Here is an 18,051-nt window from a genome sequence, read left to right on the forward strand (position 1 = left end):
CGGCTGGTCCTCAAGAGACGGCAGTCATTCGCTAGCCAATATTATTAAATTTTTTCAAAAATTGTCGTTTAACCCGAAAATCGGCGGGTTGGTCTTCCATTTGCCCCGGGTAAAGTCGGGAATATCGACCGCTTTGCTGTTACCGGCAATGCTTTGTTCGGACAGGGGGCTGATGGCGCTCCAGACGGCCGCGTCATATACATCGATCGGAACGGGGCCTTTGGCTTTGACGGCTTCGATAAACGCCCGTAAGACGAAAAAGTCGATGCCACCATGTCCCGCTTTGTCGGCGGTTTGGGCGTGTCGTTTCCAGAGGGGGTGGTCGTATTTCTCCTGATAGGCGGCAAAGGGTTCCCAGGTATGGGCTTTGGGCGAGGTGCCTTCGAGGTAGATCATGTCGTTATCGTCCATCCAGATTCCCTGCGTGCCCTGCGCCCGGAAGCCGAGCGAGTAGGGGCGGGGTGAGTTGGTGTCGTGCATGATCACGATGTTTTCGCCGTTGGCGCACTCGATCATAGTCGTTACCACATCGCCGAGTTTGAAGTTGACTTTGGCGTTGGGGTGGTCGGCTCCGCCCTTGTCGACAACGTACTTATGCAGCCCGCGGCTTTTGGTCGCCATACTGGTTAGCCGGACGAAGCGGTTGCCCCGGTTGATGTTGAGCCAGTGAGCTACCGGACCGAGGCCGTGGGTCGGGTACAGGTCGCCGTTGCGGTCTACGGAGTGCTGGGTGCGCCAGCGGGCTTCCGAAAAGCCTTTTTCGCCAAACTCGACTCCACCACCGTAGGCTTTTTTGCCGTCGTTGAACTTCACTTCGCGCAGGTCGTGCTGATAGCCGCAGTGGGCGTACGTCATTTCGCCGAACAGGCCCTGCCGGATCATATTGAGAACGGCCAGCACGTCGCGTCGGTAGCAGACGTTCTCCAGAATCATGCAGGGCATCTTCGTTTTCTCGGAGGTGTTGACCAGGTCCCACGACTCCTGAAGCGTTACCGTAGCCGATACTTCAACCGCTGCGTACTTTCCGGCTTTCATGGTCGCTACAGCCATTGGCACGTGCCATTCCCAGGGGGTTGCAATCACAACGCCGTCGAGGTCGTCGCGTTTGAGCATCTGCAAAAAGGCTTCGCTGCCTTTGGTATAGGCTTCGGGCAGCGGTCGGCCGGCTTTCTGAATCATGGCGTTGGTGCGGGCAATGCTGTCCGGGTCAACGTCGCAGATGGCCGGAATGACAACATCGTCGCGATACAGCGCCTGCTCTACGTGACTGCGTCCGCGCAGGCCTACGCCAATGAAGCCAAGCCGGACTTTGGTATCGGCCTGCCCGGCTTGGCTGGTCAGTATCGTCGGAAAAATAGATGCGGCTGTGCCGGTCAGGGCGGCTGTACGGATAAACTGGCGTCGGGTGGTGGCGGTCATGGGGATTAGGTTAGGACTATTTCAGGAATCACGACCGGAAATATACGGATTATCGCCAAACCGGATGCCGCTACCGGTGTCTAGAAATTCCACCAGACCCCGGTCGGATAAGCCACACCCAGCACCACTGGCTCGCCAATCCGGGGGGTCGTTACGGGAAGCCCCACTGCGCGGGCGCGTTCGGTAAATCGTTGTATGGGTTCGTTCCAGGGGTGGTAAGCCAGCGCAAACTTACTCCAGTGAACGGGCAAAACGGTTTTGGCCTTCAGATCCTGGCCGGCCTTTACGACCTCTTCGGGGAACATATGAATACTGGGCCAGTCGGCGCCGTACTGTCCACATTCCAGAATAGCCAGATCGAACGGGCCGTAGGTAGCGCCTATTTTGGCAAACTGCTCGTCGTAGCCCGAGTCGCCCCCCAGAAAAAGCCGGTAGCCGTGCAGGTCAAGGACAAACGATGTCCAGAGGGTTTTGCCGCGGGTCATGCTCCGCCCCGAGAAGTGCCGCGCCGGGGTAGACGTCAGGCGGATACTGTCGGCCACGGCCTGCGTTTCCCACCAGTCGAACTCAACGATGCGGTCGGCCGGGACGCCCCAGCGTTCAAGGTGGGCACCAACGCCCAGGGCTGTATAGAACCGCTTGACCTTTGGGATGAGTCGGGTAATAGTCTGGTAATCGAGGTGGTCGTAATGATCGTGCGACAGCACCAGCATGTCGATGGCGGGCATTTCGTCGGCGCTGTAGGCATCTGAACCCGGAAACGACCGGCCGAAGTACCCGATGGGCGACGCGCTGCCGCTCAGGACCGGATCGACCAGAATCGTCACCCCTTTAGACCGGATGAGGTAAGACGAATGCCCGAACCAGACCAGGCTGGGGGTGTCGTCGGGTAAACTGGTCAGGGAGGTGCGGACGGTAGGGATGGGCCGGGGCGGTTCGTTGTTGGCGGGTTTGTTCAGGAAGTCGCCCATCATAGATATATAGGAAGCGCCTTCGCGCATCATGGCCGTGGGCGCAATGTTCTGAAAAGCGCCGTCGCGGTAATTGGGTGACTGGCTGATGCGCTCCAGCCGGGCATCGGCCGGATTAAGGCCAAAAACGGGCTGTTGCAGGAAAATGTATCCCCCTATGGCCAGGGTTGCCAGAATGATAAAAGTGATAAGCATGGTGGATTTAAGCGATTTCATGTTAGGCAAACCACGTGAAGTCGGCTTCCGTTCGGCACCCGGGGGAACAAACCGTTTGGAGCGGACGTTATACCAGTGAAGATGTCTGCTGTTGTTTAGTTTTTTTAAAAAAACGTTAAACAAAATTCGCCAAAAACGGGTTAAGCAGGTATCATTCGCACACGAAAGAGCGGGTTTTCTTCAACGCTCTGCTGTCTGCCTGTGTTGTACACATACTTTGTAACGACAGGTTGATCGAACCATTTTTCGATTACTAGTTTATGGAAACCTCCCGGGCCGATGCCCTGCGGGTGGCTGTGTTTCGGAAAGAGCACTTTAACGCGGCCCATCGTCTGAATAATCCCAACTGGTCAGACGAAAAAAACGCCCGCGTTTACGGCAAGTGCAACAATCCTAATTATCACGGACACAATTACGAGCTGATCGTGCAGGTTACGGGGCCCATCGATCCCGAAACCGGCTACGTCATTGACATGAAAGTGCTCGGTGACCTGATCAAAACGCACGTTACCGACCGCTTCGATCACAAAAATCTCAACCTCGACACCGACGAGTTTGCCGACCTGAACCCTTCGGCCGAAAACATTGCCATCGTTATTTACACTATTTTACGCAACCAGCTGAGCCAGGACCTGGCGCTCAAAATCAGACTTTATGAAACGGAACGGAACTTCGTCGAGTACCCCGCTTAACGGACAGGCTATGAACGGCGTTTCGCTGAACGGAAACCCCATGAACGGTAAACATATGAACGGTAACGGCCTGAATGGTCATCATCACGACGAACTGATTGATGAAATCGGCGACGAACACGGCGCTGCTTCGATTGATACACCCATGCGGCCCGACGCCTTCGATCTGGACGATGATACCAAAATCGACCTGATTGAAGAGCACTTCCGCGAGATTATGAGTATTCTGGGCCTCGACCTGACCGACGACAGCCTGAAAGGCTCGCCCCGGCGGGTGGCCAAGATGTACGTCAAGGAAATCTTCCGCGGCCTGGACCCGGCCAACAAACCCGCACCGACCCTGTTCGAGAACAAGTTTCGCTACAACGAGATGCTGGTCGAGAAAGACATTCTGGTGCAGACCTACTGCGAACACCATTTTGTGCCCATCATTGGCAAGGCGCACGTAGCCTATATCTCGAGCGGGAAGGTCATTGGTCTCTCGAAGCTGAACCGGATCGTAGAATACTACAGCAAACGCCCCCAGGTACAGGAACGCCTGACGGTCCAGATTGCCGACGAGCTGAAAAAGGTGCTCGAAACCGAAGATGTAGCGGTCATCATCGATGCCAAACACCTCTGCGTGTCGACGCGGGGGGTGCACGACGTCAATAGCTCGACCATTACGGCTGCCTACGGAGGCAAGTTCGACGAAGAGGCTACCCGTCAGGAATTATTGCGCTACATCGGCACTTCGAACGTAACTATCTAACCGGTTTGCGGTTTTACAGGGTACAGTCTGGCGTCAGCCAGCGTAGCTGTAAAACCGCAACCTTTTTTTATGCAAGGCAAAAACATCCTCATTGTCGGGGCGAGTTCGGGTATCGGTCACGCGCTGGCCCGGCAGCTTCAGGAGCAGGGCGCAACCCTGTTCACCGCTGGCCGAACCCAGCCCGAAGGCATTCAGTCGACTCACATGACGTGGGACGTAACCCAGGCCCCGGCTACCGATGCGCTCAACCAGCTGCCCGACACCCTGCATGGACTGGTCTACTGCCCCGGAACCATCAATCTGAAACCGTTTCAGCGGCTCACCCTGGACGACTATTCCAGCGACCTGCAGGTAAACGTGCTGGGCGCGGTGTCGGCCATCCATACGGCCTATGCCGCTATCAAGAAGTCGAAGTCGGCCAGTATTGTACTATTCAGCACGGTAGCGGCCAAGCTGGGTATGGGTATGCACTCGTCGGTTTCGGTCGCTAAATCGGCGGTTGAAGGACTGACCAAATCGCTGGCGGCCGAGCTGGCTCCGTTCAACGTTCGGGTTAATGCCGTAGCGCCTTCACTGACCGATACGCCGATGGCCAAATTTCTGCTCGGTGACGAAACAAAGCGGGAAGCGGCCAACAAACGGCACCCGCTCAACCGATATGGCTCTCCGGGGGATATTGCCACCATGGCCGCTTATCTGCTCACCGACCAGGCGAGCTGGATTACCGGTCAGATCATCGGGGTCGATGGGGGTATGGGCAGTCTGAAATAAACGTATTTCTCTATGGTAAAGCCGTCTTGTCGGGCATCAGCCCCGGCAAGACGGCTTTTCTGCGTTTAGGCTGGCACCTCCGTTTCGGCCGGAACGGGGGCTTTGATGGTGTAAACGGGCGTAGCCGCATAGCGGGGCGCAACGATGACTTCGGTGCTATCCCGGTGCGGTTCAAACAGGGTGGCTACCAGGTCGGGGCAGTTGTTCTCTTTGGAGAGGTGAGCCAGCAGGACATGACTCATATGAGCCGGTTTATGCGCTCTAAACAACGCCAGCGCCTGCTGGTTGGAGAGGTGCCCTTTGCCGCCCCGGATGCGCTGCTTCAGAAAGTACGGATACCGGCCGTTTTCGAGCATCTGCTCGTCATAGTTGGCCTCCAGGAAAGCGGCATGGCACTGGCTGAAATGCTCGATCAGGGATTCGCAGGGGTACCCCAGATCCGTGAATACTCCCACGTTGGTCCCCTTGTAGCGAACCAGGAAACTGTGCGGGTCGGCGGCATCGTGCAACTTCAGGAAGGCCGACACGCACAAATCGCCGATCCAGACCGGGTTATCGCTGCGTAGCGGCCTGAGCGGATACGCCTGCGAAGCCAGCCGCGAGTGTTGCAGGGTTCGGGCGGTGATGTATACGGGAAGCTGGTACTTTTTGGCCAGTTGCGGAATGCCGCTGACGTGGTCGGTATGTTCGTGGGAAACGAAAATGGCCTTTACGGTATGAATGGATAAGCCCAGCTGGTCGAGCCGACGTTCGATCTGGCGGCAGGAGATCCCCACATCGATCAGGACGGCTTCGGTGTCGTTACCAACGTAGTAGCAGTTTCCGTTACTGCCTGAATTAAGCGAGGTGATGTAAAGCGACATGCCGGTACGGAGGGATAAAACGAAACAACAAAAATAGGCAGCAAGAGGTTGCCGACGGCGGCAGTACTGGCGTAGTTACGCAAAAATAAACCGGCCTGTAGGCATACAGGCCGGTTATTCAGGTAAAAAACGAGCTACCAAAGCGAATTATTTGGCCGCTACGGTAAACAGGAAGGTGTCTGCGGTTTTGGGAGCCACTACGGTACAGTTGATCCGGTAGATGGTATCGCCCCATTTACTGATGATACCCCGGTCTTCGGGCGTGTCGAGCTTTACTTTCTCGACGGCCACCTGCATTTGCTTCGCATTGTAGGTCACCACAAAGTCTTTGGCCGGCTGATCTTTGGGCTGGTAATGAACGAGTAGTTCGCCGGGTTTCAGCACCTCCGCCGGGTAGCAGGTCATCAGGTGCTGGGTGAGCGAACTGGCGTTGGTCAGGCTGATAATGTCTTCAATCTGAACGTTTTTGCCCCGGTTGAGCCGAACCGTCCGCTGCCAGCTTTTCACCCCCGCATCGGCCGGGTAGGCCTTCGCAATGTCGACGCCAAACTGGGTGGTGGCGTTGCCTGGTTTGTAGGTCACCTGGCTGGCTTTGTAGGTCATGCCCGGCGGCTGGGTCTTGCCGTTAATAGTGGGCAGGTTGTGGTAGTCGGAGCAGTTGTACCAGATCTCGTACCGCTTGTCGCTGAAGGTTTTGCGGGTGTAGGTGCCCCGACCCACGTCGATCAGCAGCGGCTGACCGTTGTAGTAGACCACGTAGTTGCCGATGTCGTTATGGTTATGGCTTTCGTCGTTGTGCCCGCCTTTGGCCGCTACGTAGAACCCGTCGGTGGTGCCGGCTTTGTCGCGGGCGGCAAAGACCTGCAGGTCGGGTAACCAGACGTTCTGAGGCAGGGGCAGGCCCTGGGCGGCCTGTTTAAACTCGTCCTGCATGAACAGCGCGTAAAAGTGGCGGAAAAAGTGAAACTTACCGACGGTACCCGTCTCCGGCTGGCGATAGTAGGCGCCGAACCGCATCATGTCGGGGTCGTTGATGGCTTTGCCGTATCGGTAGATCATTGTGGCGGCCATACCAGGCTGTGGGTCGGCGTCGGCAAAGTTCAGGAAGTATCGGTCGCTGATCTGAGCGCGGTAGATAAACCGGCCCATATTCCTGACTTTTTCATCGGCATAGACATAGGCAAACGCATCGTTGCTGGCGGTGTTCAGCAGGGCCATGTTGTCGTAGAGCGACGCGGCAGCGGCTCCCCAGTAGCTGGGCCCCTCGTCGCAGCCGCCATCCTGCGGATAGGGGTTCAGAAATTCGTCGAGTACGTCGAGTAGCTTATGCACCGATGCCGCTCGTTTGTCGTCGTCTTTTTCCAGCAGCAGCACCGCGTTCAGCCAGTTGGAGCAGATCCAGGGGTTCCAGTTGTTGGGCGCGCGGCCCGCAGCGGTCTTGGTCATCCAGCCGTGGGGCTGCGTCATCAGGGGCTGAAAAATCCGGTTGCTGGTTTCCGTATAGATCCGTTTGCGGATCTGGGGCGAAACGGCATCGAGCTTATCGCCGAGGTAGTAGTCGACCCAGGCCAGGTAGGTCGCTGTTTCGGCCGCAAACAGGTCGACAAACGGTTTCGATACATCCATCAGCCCGGCATACGATCGGGAACGCGGCAGGTGGGCCGGTACGCCCCAGAACGACTCTTCGCAGATCGACCAGACGCCGTCGATGATGGGGTCAACGAACCGGCCTTTGTTTTCGTAGATCTCGGCCAGCAGCAGCGTACCCAGCACCTCGCGTTTTTCAAAACTGACGTTCTGGTACTGATCCCGGTCGCCGGTGCGTTCGATGAGCAGCGATTTGGTGGCCGGAATATAAGGCCAGGTGTAGGTCAGGTACGTTTCGGCTTTCTTGACATAGGCCTGCATCATGGCCTGATCGGCTTTGGCCCAGCCCGCCCAGTCGTCGCGTTTGGGGAAGGGCGTCCATTTGGCCTGCGGGATCAGCACGCTCTTCAACTGCTCTTTCGTGAATTTGCCGCTCAGCAAATCAGCCTGCTGACCGTAAGTAGCCAGACTGATCAGCAGCGCCAGGCATACACCAGCTATTTGTTCCATAAAATGGGGTCAGGATGTGTTGTCGGGTGGGTAATCCACCTGAATGAGTAAGGAAAACGCAGCGGCTATAGCTTCTGCTAGAGTAATGAATGCGTCAGGGCAAACAGGCCTGTGTCGCGAGCCGAACCGGCCGCCGATGTTCCGTACTTCTGGCTGGCTACGGCCTGCACCGGAGCAAACTCCTCGTAATGCAGGGGCTTGATCTGCTGAAAGGTCCAGGGCTTTTCCTGACGGGCGTAGGGCACCAGCCATTCATACGCTTTCCGGATGCTTTTACCGTCGGGAGTCTGGTACTTCCAGAGGTCGACGCCTACGGTTTCGGCCAGTTGCGCCAGGGTGAAAAAGCCTTTCAGGTTCATGATCGAGTAGTTCCAGGACAGCGTACGGGCCAGCTCATGCGGTTGGCTACCGTCCGGTTTGAGCTGCGTCTGAATCCGCTTCATGGTCTTCTGTTCGAGCATCTGCCGGGCCAGCGCCCGGTTGTCCAGAAAAAGCGCAAACGCTACCGTCTGTACATCATAATAAGTGCCGTGGTTATTATGCTCGTCTTCTTCATCCTTGCCGATGGGGCTTGTCAGCATCCAGTCCATAAACTGCTGTACCCAGCCCTGCAACGCCCGGTGGTCCTGCTGTGACCAGGCTTTCGATCCCTGAAGCAGCTGAACGGCGTCGGTCAGGTTGGCCAGCCCCCGGCTGTCGATCAACCCGATGCCCCGGCCTTCGGTAATGCCCGGAATAGCCTGGCCGTAGTTCAGGTTCGGGTTCATCTTGGTGGCCGGGTCGAGAAACCAGATGCGCAGCCGCTCGGCCGCGCGACGGGCATATTTTTCGTTATCGGAATAGTAATAGGCGAGTGCCAGCGTCGGCACATCGTCGCAGAGGTTCTTGAGGTAGGTTTCGTCCACGATGGCCGACCGCTCCGGGTTGATCTGGCCGTCTTTACGGATGTACGGCAATCCGTTGGGTTTGGTCGTGTCGGGCCACCAGTAGGGTCCTACGCTCATGTAATCGTGTTTGCTGCCACTGGGGGGCGTTTTGCTCTTTTCCATGACCGAGTGAGCCGGTCGGGTCAGCACCTGGTCGGCAGCGGTAAGCAAGGCCTGCCGGGCCGCCGTCATCGCCGGGTCACCCTGCCGGATCTTCTGTTTGTTTGCCTGTAGCAGCGTAGCATCCAGCAGGAACGTGGCCGGTTTCCTGACGGGTTGCGCTACCGAGTCAAATACCAGGGCCATACCAATCAGGCAGCCACAAAGGGCCAGTCGTTGAGTCAGCTTGTTCATCGATTCGTGGGGGGAGGGGAGCAAAGGAAAACCAGTAAGGCCCCGTAGACCTTACTGGTTTCTATTCGGTTAATTCAGCTTGAGCCGCTTGATGCTCACCGTCATGGTTTTGGCGGTGTTGTTAACCGCGTTTACGTAGACATAGGCCGCATAAGCGCCGTCAGCCGTTTTGACGAAGGCTCCCTGATCCGCAGCCATGCCATAGGCGTAGTCAGCCACGTTGGTGAAAGTAGTTCGCTCCAGATCGATATCGTCGATATAGACGTCGAAGCCGGCGGTGCCCCGCAGCTGGGCATCCTTCACGTCGACCCGCTTGTCGATGGCCGTACGGGGTTTAGCCAGTCCCGTTGGCAGGACAACATCCTTCAGGTAATCGGCGTTCGAGGGCGCTACCAGCGCATGACCGAACGCGTAGTTGCCCGCGCCGAGGGTTGGCCGGTAGATGTAGACCAGGTCGATTTTGCTGGCCAGATTGTTCTGCTCGACTTCGGCTTTGGTGTACGCAGTCATATCGGCCAGCGAGATGTAGGCTTTGGCCCCGTCGGCCAGCACGATAGACCGTTTCATGTCCATGCGGCTGATGCGGTAGGTCGGCGACTGGATGCTGACTTCCTTGCCGGTGGAGGAGGTGACGCTGAATCGGAACGATACATCTTTCCCCTGCGAGGCTGCCGTGGGGTAGTAATAGTACCGCAGGGTGATGGCTTTATTGGTGGCTACGTCCAGGATGTTGGCGGTCGATACCGGCCCTTTAGTCGAGGTATCACCCGCTGTCGCCAGCGGTTCATCGACGCCGGTGCTGCGGTTGGTGTACCAGGAAAACCGGTCGAAACCGGTGCCCGTGCCGCCGGGCAGAGTCGCTTCGGCCCGAACGTTTTTAAGGTCACCTTCGAGGGTGCCGATGGCGTAGGCAAACTCGATCCGATCGCCTACCACGGCAGGGCCCGTCGTTTTTTTGAGCAGGTCGTTTCGTAGGGGCCCTTCGTCCGGGCTTACACTAGGCTGGCAGCCAACTGTCAGTAAGGCAGCAACAACCGGGATCAGCGGAAATAGATAGTGGCGCATGGGCAGTTATTGTTGAAGGGTGACCGTTACGGTATAGGTTTTGCGTACCTGCCGGTTGCCCGACACGACGGTATACTTCTGCGGCTGGCGGAAGTCCGTCCAGATCCCCATAGTGGGTTCTACGATGGCATCGGTCACGACGCTGCAATACGGTTTGACGCGCTGCATGTTGGTGCCGAACCGCGCTACAGCCGTAACGGTCAGCGCCGTCGTGTCGATCTTGGTCTGGCCGCTGACCAGCACCGTCCGGTGGTCGGAGCCGAGCAGGTCGAAAAACGTAACGTAGCACTGCGACCGGCCGGTAATCAGCAGACCGGTATCATCAATGGGATCGTTGCCGCAGGAAAGCAGGCCCGTAATAGCCAGCAGACAGAGGAGTTTGGAAAACAAAGACTGGTTCATCGAACAGGGTATTTATGGGCCAAAGCCGGGTTGCCAGGTCAGATGAAGACGCGGGCAACCTCAGTGCTTACAGCCAGGGTTCGTTCTGAATAATGTTGGGGTTTACTTCAATTTCGTTGGTCGGGATCTGGAAGATGTAATACCGCTGATAAGCCCGCAGGTCGGCATTCACGAATTCATCGCGGATACGAGTACCCTGGCTATCGAAGAGGACCTGTCCGGCTGGCATCGGCCATATTTCTTCGGCTTTTTTCCACCGGCGGATGTCGAAGAAGCGGTGGCCTTCGCCTACCAGTTCAACGATGCGCTCCTGTTCGATGGCTTTGAAGAATTCGGCCTGGGTAGCAAACTTAGCCTGGTTCAGCGCGGGCAGATTTCCCCGGCGACGAATGCGGTTGAGCAGGGTAAAGAGCTCGGGCGTTGGACCGCCGTTGATCTCGTTAACCGCTTCGGCATACATCAGCCACACGTCGGGCAGGCGCATGAGGTAGATGTCCTGCGGGCCGTCGCTGCGGCCGATACCACCCGTCTGGCGTACCCACTTCCGGAAGATATACCCGGCCGGGGCGCCGTCGTAGTTGATGTACGTAACCCCGTCGCGGCTGCCGAAGCGGAACGGTATGCTGTCGAGCGCGTTGAGGCCGTCGGTCGAGAGTCGAACCATTTTTTGCTCGTCCCACAGCATGGTAGCCCGCATCCGGTAATCGCGGCCAATGTAGGATCGGGGGTTTGTAGCGCTATTAACCAGCGTCGTGTTACGGCTTAGTACCAGCGGGGGGGCAAAGTCGCCGGTACTCACCAGCTGATACCGGTTGGCCAGTCGGTAGGTGGGTGCTACCCAGCACTGGGCGTTGCCGGTGTTGCGGGTGCCGAAGTCGCGCATCAGCTCTTCGCCCTGGCCCAGCAGTGGCCCGCCGAATTGAACCGAGAAGAGAATCTCGGGATCGTATTCGTTGAAATACTGGAACAGGTGCCAGTAGTTGGGGTTATCGATCGGGCCGGGTTCGCCATTCCGGAACAACGGAATATTCTTGTCGATAATTTTTTTGAACTCGGCCGCTGCCGCTGTATAATGCTTCTGAGCTTCGGCGGTGTTGCCCGCGTTTTTCATCCAGCAGGCCCAGTACAGATTGACTTTGCCGCTGAAGGCCAGAGCCGCCCGCTGCGAGGCCCGTCCCTGGTTATCGCCGGTGTAGGTTTCGGGCAGTACCGAAGCCGCATAGGTCAGGTCGGCCAGGATCGAATCTTTCACCACCGCCCGCGGGGTGCGCGTGAGGGTATAAGCTTCGGCGTTGCCGTCGAGTCGCTTCGTGAAATACGGCACATCGCCCCAGAGATCGATCAGCCGGAAATAGTTCAGCGCCCGAATGAAGCGTACCTCACCCGTAAGCCGGTTCATCAGGGCCTGGTCCGTGGGCGACTGTAAGGTTGCCCGCAGGGTGCCGATGTTGGCCAGCACGTAGTTGGCCCGGTTAATGGCCCGGAAGCAGTCGCTCCACAGAAAGCCGAAGTTACCACTCGACCCTATCCCGCCGGGGCTAAACGAACCCTGGTTATTGCTCGTACCGCGGGTATGAACAAATTCACCGGCACCATCGAAGTAATAATCACGGTCGAAGGTAGTCCGGTTGGCATCATAGACACCATTAACGGCAAAGACGGCGTCGTCGGCTGTTTTCCAGAACAGGTCAGACGACAGCTGCGTGGTGGGTACCTGATCGAGCAGATCTTCCGTACAGGAGGCCGCCGTCATCAGGGCTACGCCTAGCAGACAATATAGTTTGGTAAGTCGTTTCATGAGAGAGACTACAGGTTAAGGTTCAGACCGAACGAAAACGAGCGCAGCAGCGGGAACGGATCGTCCTGATTGTCGACGCCGGCTACGCTGGTACTCTTCTCGGGATCGACACCCCGGTATTTGGTGAAGGTCAGCAGGTTCTCGGCCGTGGCGTAGATCCGCAGCCGGCTTACGCCGAAGCGGCTCGTTACCTTGGCCGGAATGTTGTAACCAGCCTGGATGTTTTTCAGCCGCAGGTAGCTGAAACTATCCAGCCAGAACGTCGATTCGGCCTGGTTGTTACCCCCCGAGCCGCTGACCAGACGCGGCAGCGAGGCCGAACGGTTGTCCAGATTCCAGGTGTCGTACCAGTGGAAATCCTGGAAGGCGTTGCGTGTAGAAGGTACGTTGACGTTGTTGAACGGCTCGAGCCAGAAGTCTTTCCGACCCGTTGCGGCCTGCCAGAGTACGCTGACGTCGAAACCGCGCCAGTTGCCGAACAGGTTAAGCCCGTAGGTGCCGATGGGCTGGTCGCGGTTGAACTGCGGCTGTGCTAAACGGTCTTCGTCGTTGACCTGGCCGTCGCCGTTAAGGTCTTTGTACAGGATATCGCCCGGCGAGAAGTACTGGCCCTGGTAGGGTGCGTTGGCGATGTCTTCCCAGCTCTGGGCAATACCCGTAGCGACGCGGCTGTAGGCAAAGTGGTAGGGCATGTTCAGGTACGTAAAGCCCTTGCCCAGAAACTCGTTCCACTGGAGCAGCTTGTTGCGGTTGAACGCCAGGTTCAGGTTGGCGCCTACGTTGGCATCGCGGACTTTGGCGCGGTAGGTCAGGTTCACCTCCAGACCGCGGTTGCGCAGTTCGCCGATGTTGACACGGGGCGCTGAGTACCCCGACAGGAACGTCGACAGCGACGAAGGACGGATCATGCCGGTGGTGAGCTTCTGGTAAAAGTCGATTTCGCTCGACAGCCGTCCGCCGAAGAAAACCAGGTCGAGTCCCAGGTTGGTCACGTTCGTTTCTTCCCAGGAGAAATCTTCGTTGATGATCTTGGCCGAGCTGAAACCCTTAACGATTTTGCCGTTCAGGATGTAGTTGGTCAGGTTGAAGATGTCGCGCTGCTCGTACCGGCCCACGCCCGAGTTGTTGCCGAGCTTACCGATCGAGGCCCGTATTTTACCCGACGAAAGGAAGTTGGAGAACCGCTTGAAAAACGGCTCTTCCGAAAAGCGCCATCCGGCCGATGCCGATGGGAAGAAGCCGTACTGGAAACCCGGCAGAAACTTGCTGGAACCATCGTAACGGGCGTTGATTTCGAACAGATACCGATCGTTGACAACATAGTTGACCCGGCCAATGCCCGAACGCAGCCCTTCGGCATCGGAGTTGCCACCGGCGGCCTGGGTCGTGGTCAGGGCTGCGTCGATCTCGCTCAGCAGCGGGTTGATCCGGTCCTGGCGGCTGGCGAACATATTACGGTTGAACCAGTATTCTTCCGTATAGGCGCCCAGCAGGCTGAGCTGGTGGTTGCCGAACAGGGTTTTGTTGTAAGTCACCCGACCCTGCAGCAGGGTTTTGTAGCCGGAGTTGACGGAATTGCTGATACCAGCGCTGGGGGCTACCAGGTTCCGCGCAATCAGCCCCGTCTGGAAATTATACTCGTCGGTGGGGTCGGAATAACTTTTCACGAACTGGTTGTAGTACCGCAGGCCGTAGTCGCCCCGCACGGTCAGTCCCTCAATGGGGTTCCACTCGCCATAGAGGTTGGCGTTCAGCTCCTGCCGGTCGTTCTGGTTGTGGTTCACCTCAAACTGCGAGAGCATATTCCGGGCAAAGGCATCTTCGCCATACGCCATGATACCACCATACTGGCCGGTGTTCGGGTTCTTCGGCAGTATACCCGCCACCGCGTACCGGATGTCATAACCGGCCGTTCCGTTGTAGGAGATAAATCCTTCCTGGTTGGCGTATTCCTGCTTGGACCACTGACCATCCATCCGGATACCGACTTTGATGTTGTCGCGGACTTTGTAGTCGAGGTTGAAACGGGTGTTGTACCGGCGGTAGTTGTGGTTGATCAGCACCCCCAGTTCATCGAAAAGACCCGCCGACAGGTAGAAGTTAGCCCGGTCGGTACCGCCCGAGGCCGACAGGTTGTGGGTCTGAATCCGGCCGTTATCGCGCAGAATAACATCCCACCAGTTGGTGCTGGGGTATTTGATCGGATCGACCATGCTCTTCGACAGCCAGTCTTCTACCGTACCGTAGCGATAGGTCGTCGAGGAGGCCCCGGCGCCGGACGCCCGCAGGTGCATGGTCAGCGACCGGGCGTAGTCGTCGAAGTAGGTATAGAAATTGGTAGGCTGCGACAGACCGTAGGTGCCCGTGTAGCTGATCTGCGCTTTCTTGTTCTGCGAGCCGTTTTTGGTCGTGATCAGCACAACGCCGTTGGCCGCCCGCGAGCCGTAGACCGAGGCCGAAGCCGCGTCTTTCAGTACCGAAATACTGGCCACGTCGTTCATGTCGATCCGGTTGATGTCAACATCGGGAATGCCGTCGACAACAATCAGCGGACCGGCGTTGTTGACCGTACCCAGTCCCCGGATCACCAGCGCGGCTCCGCTACGACCCGCCTGCCCCGTCGACTGCTGAACGGCCAGGCCCGGAATCAGTCCCGAAAGACCCGACGATACGTTGGCCAGCGACCGGCTTGCGATTTTTTCATCGATGGTGATGGCCGCAACGGCCCCGGTCAAGTTCTCTTTCTTCTGGGTGCCGTACCCAACAACAACTACTTCGTTCAGGGTCTTGATGTCGGGCGCCATGGCCACATCGAGGGTGGTTTCGCTGGTGATGGCTACCTCTTTGGGGAGGTACCCGATGGCCGACACCACGAGTGTACCGCCACCGGTAGGGACGTTGATCGTGAATTTACCATCGGCGTCAGAAGTCGTTCCCGTCTTGGCGTCGTTTTTCAACACCACCGTCGCACCGGGCAGGCCGGTTCCTTTTTCGTCGAGCACCCGACCGCTGAACCGGTACGAGCCTACGGGGCGGGTGGCAGGCGTTTGCCCGCTTCCCGGCGTCACGGCCTGCCCAAGGGCGGCTCCGGTGGCCAGCGCTACGGCGAGCCAGCCGTGCATCATCGGCCGTATGACGTGAATAGATAGAGGTTTATACATGAGCAGGAATCACAGGTTAATTGGTTTACAGGTAATGGGGTGATTAATCTAATCAGGAGTAAGCCACTGGGATAAGCCCTTTATAAGCGGGTGCCAACCTGCAGAAACGGGCAGACACCTGCTTATAACGGCCTACTGAATGAGTATCGATTCGTGTCTGGCGGGGTTAGCTGCGTTTTTTGCGCAGCGCATCGTAGCGGAGCAGTGCTTCCAGGTAGTAGTAGTCGGCGTAAACCAGCGGCACATCGATCTCGCTTTTGCCGGGTTTGTGGCCCACACTGTGCTTCAGGATAAAATGGTTGTTCTCGCCCACTTTCGCCCGGTAGGTAGGACCCGACAGGCTTTCCAGCATCTGCACGGCCGACTGGTAGTATTTTTTGGCCGAGGGGCCGCCGTAGGTGCTTAGCTCCAGCAGGGCCGAGGACGCAATAGCGCCTGCCGATGCGTCGCGCTCTTCGTTCGGAATACCCGGTGCGTTGAAGTCCCAGTACGGAATTTTATCGGCGGGCAGGTTGGGGTGGTTCAGAAAAAAGTCGGCAATGCGCTGGGCCTGCTGTAGGTATGTTTTGTCTTTAGTTTCGCGGTACATGGTCGTGTAGCCGTACAGCGCCCAGGCCTGGCCCCGTGCCCAGGCCGACTCGTCGGCGTAACCCTGGTGGGTTCGGCGGGCCAGCACCTTGCCACCGTCGCCGTAGCAGATGACGTGGTAGCTGCTGGCATCGGGCCGGAAGTGATTCTTCAGGGTCTGGTTCGCGTGGGTAACGCTGAGATCCCGAAGCCGTTTATCGCCCGATTCACGAGCGGCCCAGAACAGAAACTCCAGGTTCATCATGTTATCGATGATAACGGGGTAGTCGTACTTCTCGCCAGCCTTATCCTTGAAGCTGTTCCACGATTTAATAACCCCATAATCGGGGCGGAACCGGGTCGAGAGCGACTGCGCACCCGTCAGCATGATGGTGCGGTACTGCGGGTTTTTGGTGAGTCGGTACCCATTTCCGAAGGGGCAGTAGAGCATGAAGCCCAGATCGTGGGTGCCGGTATTGTGCTGCTCTTTGGCAACAGCCATGGTCCATTTGTGGGCTGCTTCTTTCCACTTCGGGTCGCCGGTCTGCTCAAACAGGTACCAGAGCGATCCGCCAAAGAAACCGCTGCACCACCAGCTCGATTTCATATCGCGCGGGCTACCGTCGGGGTTGGTCGACTGCGGAAACTTAGTCGTGTCGGGATGCGACTGCAACATGCCTTCGTATTGCTGAGCCGCGAAGGCAAACGCGCCTTTAACGTCGATGGGCGTTTGGGCCGGCGCCAGTCGGGTCAGTAAAACCAGGCTAAGTATAGAAATAGAACGTTTGATCATCGGAGTGCTGAAATAGGTGAGAAGTCCATGTCGGCAAAGTCTTTGTTTTCACCGGCCATACCCCAAATAAAGGAATAGGAAGAGGTACCGCAACCCGAGTGGATGGACCAGGGTGGAGAGATAATGGCCTGGTGGTTGGCCACAACGAGATGACGGGTCTGGTCGGGCGGACCCATGAGGTGAAAGACGCGATGGTCGGGGTGCAGATCGAAATAGCAGTAGGCCTCCATGCGCCGGTCGTGTACGTGCGCCGGCATCGTGTTCCAGACACTGCCTGGCTCCAGGACGGTAAGACCCATAACAAGCTGGCAGCTAGCCAGTCCGGCGGCATGGATGTATTTGTAGATGGTCCGTTCGTTGGCCGTTTCCCGGGCCCCGAGCCGGGTGGGGCTGGCGTCTTCTTTGGCTAGTTTAGCCGTCGGGTGGGCGTAGTGGGCCGGGGCCGACATCAGAAAAAAACGGGCCGGCTCACCGGCATCAAAGCTCTGGAACGTTACCGACCGGCTTCCCTGACCCACGTACAACGCATCGAGCGCCGTCAGGGTATAGGTAGTACCGTCGACCGTGACCGAGCCGGGGCCTCCTACGTTGATGATGCCCAGTTCGCGACGCTCCAGGAAAAACGAGGTTTTAAGATTGTCGTAGGGAGGAAGCTCGATCGAATCGTAGATCGGTAGTACGCCACCAACGATCACCCGATCGTAGTGGGTATACACCGTCTGGATGCTGTCGGGCTCGAACAGAGTTTCGACCAGAAAATGGTCGCGCAATTTCTCCGTGGTGAAATGTTGCATCTCACCAAGGCCAACTGCGTGGAGAATGGGCATTACGGTAGTGTCTGTTATCATGCGAAAACGAGTAGGTGTTTACGAGTAGCTGGAATAGATACGGACTGGAATGATCTCTTCACAAGAGGTTTGATTAGGTCGGTAGTAACTGCGTTATATTGGGAAAGTGATAAATGAGCCTGGATGAAGGGTGGTCGTCTCTAACGAAAAAGAAAGTTTGACAGCATAGATCATTTAGCTTTTTCAAGGAAATTATACGCTTGAGGTAAGCTTGTCAATAGACGACGCAGGCAGAAATCAAAGATTCTTCCCGCAAACGTTGCCGCAAACGTTTGCGGGAAGAATTATTTTTTGAAAACATTACACTTTACGGGTACAGGCTGAACGGAGTATAGAAAACTAACTTTTTGGTACAAC

The 18,051-nt window shown here is 57.2% G+C and carries 14 protein-coding genes; 3 read left to right on the forward strand and 11 right to left on the reverse strand.

Annotation, left to right across the window (positions count from 1 at the left end; genetic code table 11):
- Positions 1-54: 54 nt before the first annotated feature.
- A complete protein-coding gene (locus FBR45_RS20050) occupies positions 55-1,419 on the reverse strand; it encodes a Gfo/Idh/MocA family protein (protein WP_138505627.1) in 1,365 nt (454 codons plus the stop codon).
- Positions 1,420-1,499: 80 nt separating this feature from the next.
- Positions 1,500-2,585, reverse strand: coding sequence for an MBL fold metallo-hydrolase (locus tag FBR45_RS20055; RefSeq protein WP_246082318.1), 1,086 nt, complete (start codon positions 2,583-2,585; stop codon positions 1,500-1,502).
- A gap of 281 nt (positions 2,586-2,866) precedes the next feature.
- Here FBR45_RS20055 and FBR45_RS20060 point away from each other — a divergent pair, with 281 nt between their 5' ends.
- The 3 genes from FBR45_RS20060 to FBR45_RS20070 all read left to right on the forward strand — a co-directional run bounded on the left by FBR45_RS20060 (position 2,867) and on the right by FBR45_RS20070 (position 4,820).
- Positions 2,867-3,298 (forward strand): 6-pyruvoyl trahydropterin synthase family protein, encoded by a 432-nt coding sequence (locus FBR45_RS20060; protein WP_129601403.1) that lies wholly within the window; start codon positions 2,867-2,869, stop codon positions 3,296-3,298.
- Positions 3,261-4,049, forward strand: a complete 789-nt coding sequence (folE, locus tag FBR45_RS20065; protein WP_077922667.1) for a GTP cyclohydrolase I FolE — start codon at positions 3,261-3,263, stop codon at positions 4,047-4,049. Before FBR45_RS20060 ends, folE begins: the two co-directional genes overlap by 38 nt.
- 69 nt (positions 4,050-4,118) lie before the next feature.
- Positions 4,119-4,820: an SDR family NAD(P)-dependent oxidoreductase gene (locus tag FBR45_RS20070; RefSeq protein ID WP_138505629.1), complete on the forward strand. Its 702-nt coding sequence runs from the start codon at positions 4,119-4,121 to the stop codon at positions 4,818-4,820.
- A gap of 65 nt (positions 4,821-4,885) precedes the next feature.
- On the opposite strand, the gene FBR45_RS20075 is transcribed toward FBR45_RS20070, so the two are convergent.
- From FBR45_RS20075 to kduI, 9 genes are all read right to left on the reverse strand, one after another.
- A complete protein-coding gene (locus FBR45_RS20075; RefSeq protein ID WP_138505630.1) occupies positions 4,886-5,683 on the reverse strand; it encodes an MBL fold metallo-hydrolase in 798 nt (265 codons plus the stop codon).
- A 147-nt stretch (positions 5,684-5,830) separates the two neighbouring features.
- Complete coding sequence (locus FBR45_RS20080) at positions 5,831-7,780, reverse strand: heparinase II/III domain-containing protein (protein ID WP_138505631.1); 1,950 nt, start codon at positions 7,778-7,780, stop codon at positions 5,831-5,833.
- A 77-nt stretch (positions 7,781-7,857) separates the two neighbouring features.
- Positions 7,858-9,060, reverse strand: coding sequence for an alginate lyase family protein (locus FBR45_RS20085; RefSeq protein WP_138505632.1), 1,203 nt, complete (start codon positions 9,058-9,060; stop codon positions 7,858-7,860).
- 69 nt (positions 9,061-9,129) lie between these two features.
- Positions 9,130-10,125, reverse strand: coding sequence for a DUF4466 family protein (locus tag FBR45_RS20090; RefSeq protein WP_138505633.1), 996 nt, complete (start codon positions 10,123-10,125; stop codon positions 9,130-9,132).
- A gap of 6 nt (positions 10,126-10,131) precedes the next feature.
- Entirely contained in the window at positions 10,132-10,527 is a 396-nt protein-coding gene (locus FBR45_RS20095; protein ID WP_138505634.1) for a hypothetical protein, read from the reverse strand.
- Positions 10,528-10,594: 67 nt separating this feature from the next.
- Positions 10,595-12,325, reverse strand: coding sequence for a RagB/SusD family nutrient uptake outer membrane protein (locus FBR45_RS20100; protein ID WP_138505635.1), 1,731 nt, complete (start codon positions 12,323-12,325; stop codon positions 10,595-10,597).
- 8 nt (positions 12,326-12,333) lie between these two features.
- Positions 12,334-15,486: a SusC/RagA family TonB-linked outer membrane protein gene (locus FBR45_RS20105; RefSeq protein ID WP_138505636.1), complete on the reverse strand. Its 3,153-nt coding sequence runs from the start codon at positions 15,484-15,486 to the stop codon at positions 12,334-12,336.
- Between the two features lie 166 nt (positions 15,487-15,652).
- Positions 15,653-16,846, reverse strand: a complete 1,194-nt coding sequence (locus FBR45_RS20110; RefSeq protein ID WP_138505638.1) for a glycoside hydrolase family 88 protein — start codon at positions 16,844-16,846, stop codon at positions 15,653-15,655.
- Complete coding sequence (gene kduI / locus FBR45_RS20115; RefSeq protein WP_138505640.1) at positions 16,843-17,694, reverse strand: 5-dehydro-4-deoxy-D-glucuronate isomerase; 852 nt, start codon at positions 17,692-17,694, stop codon at positions 16,843-16,845. Before kduI ends, FBR45_RS20110 begins: the two co-directional genes overlap by 4 nt.
- Positions 17,695-18,051: the final 357 nt, after the last annotated feature.

The organism is Spirosoma lacussanchae, from assembly GCF_005870035.1.
Lineage (GTDB): Bacteria > Bacteroidota > Bacteroidia > Cytophagales > Spirosomataceae > Spirosoma > Spirosoma lacussanchae.

Coding starts and splice junctions, on each gene's coding strand:
- FBR45_RS20090 (WP_138505633.1), bottom strand. CDS start 10,125: ATGCGCCACTATCTATTTCCGCTGATCCCGGTTGTTGCTGCCTTACTG.
- FBR45_RS20055 (WP_246082318.1), bottom strand. CDS start 2,585: ATGCTTATCACTTTTATCATTCTGGCAACCCTGGCCATAGGGGGATAC.
- kduI (WP_138505640.1), bottom strand. CDS start 17,694: ATGATAACAGACACTACCGTAATGCCCATTCTCCACGCAGTTGGCCTT.
- FBR45_RS20075 (WP_138505630.1), bottom strand. CDS start 5,683: ATGTCGCTTTACATCACCTCGCTTAATTCAGGCAGTAACGGAAACTGC.
- FBR45_RS20105 (WP_138505636.1), bottom strand. CDS start 15,486: ATGTATAAACCTCTATCTATTCACGTCATACGGCCGATGATGCACGGC.
- FBR45_RS20070 (WP_138505629.1), top strand. CDS start 4,119: ATGCAAGGCAAAAACATCCTCATTGTCGGGGCGAGTTCGGGTATCGGT.
- FBR45_RS20100 (WP_138505635.1), bottom strand. CDS start 12,325: ATGAAACGACTTACCAAACTATATTGTCTGCTAGGCGTAGCCCTGATG.
- FBR45_RS20110 (WP_138505638.1), bottom strand. CDS start 16,846: ATGATCAAACGTTCTATTTCTATACTTAGCCTGGTTTTACTGACCCGA.
- FBR45_RS20085 (WP_138505632.1), bottom strand. CDS start 9,060: ATGAACAAGCTGACTCAACGACTGGCCCTTTGTGGCTGCCTGATTGGT.
- FBR45_RS20080 (WP_138505631.1), bottom strand. CDS start 7,780: ATGGAACAAATAGCTGGTGTATGCCTGGCGCTGCTGATCAGTCTGGCT.
- FBR45_RS20060 (WP_129601403.1), top strand. CDS start 2,867: ATGGAAACCTCCCGGGCCGATGCCCTGCGGGTGGCTGTGTTTCGGAAA.
- folE (WP_077922667.1), top strand. CDS start 3,261: ATGAAACGGAACGGAACTTCGTCGAGTACCCCGCTTAACGGACAGGCT.
- FBR45_RS20095 (WP_138505634.1), bottom strand. CDS start 10,527: ATGAACCAGTCTTTGTTTTCCAAACTCCTCTGTCTGCTGGCTATTACG.
- FBR45_RS20050 (WP_138505627.1), bottom strand. CDS start 1,419: ATGACCGCCACCACCCGACGCCAGTTTATCCGTACAGCCGCCCTGACC.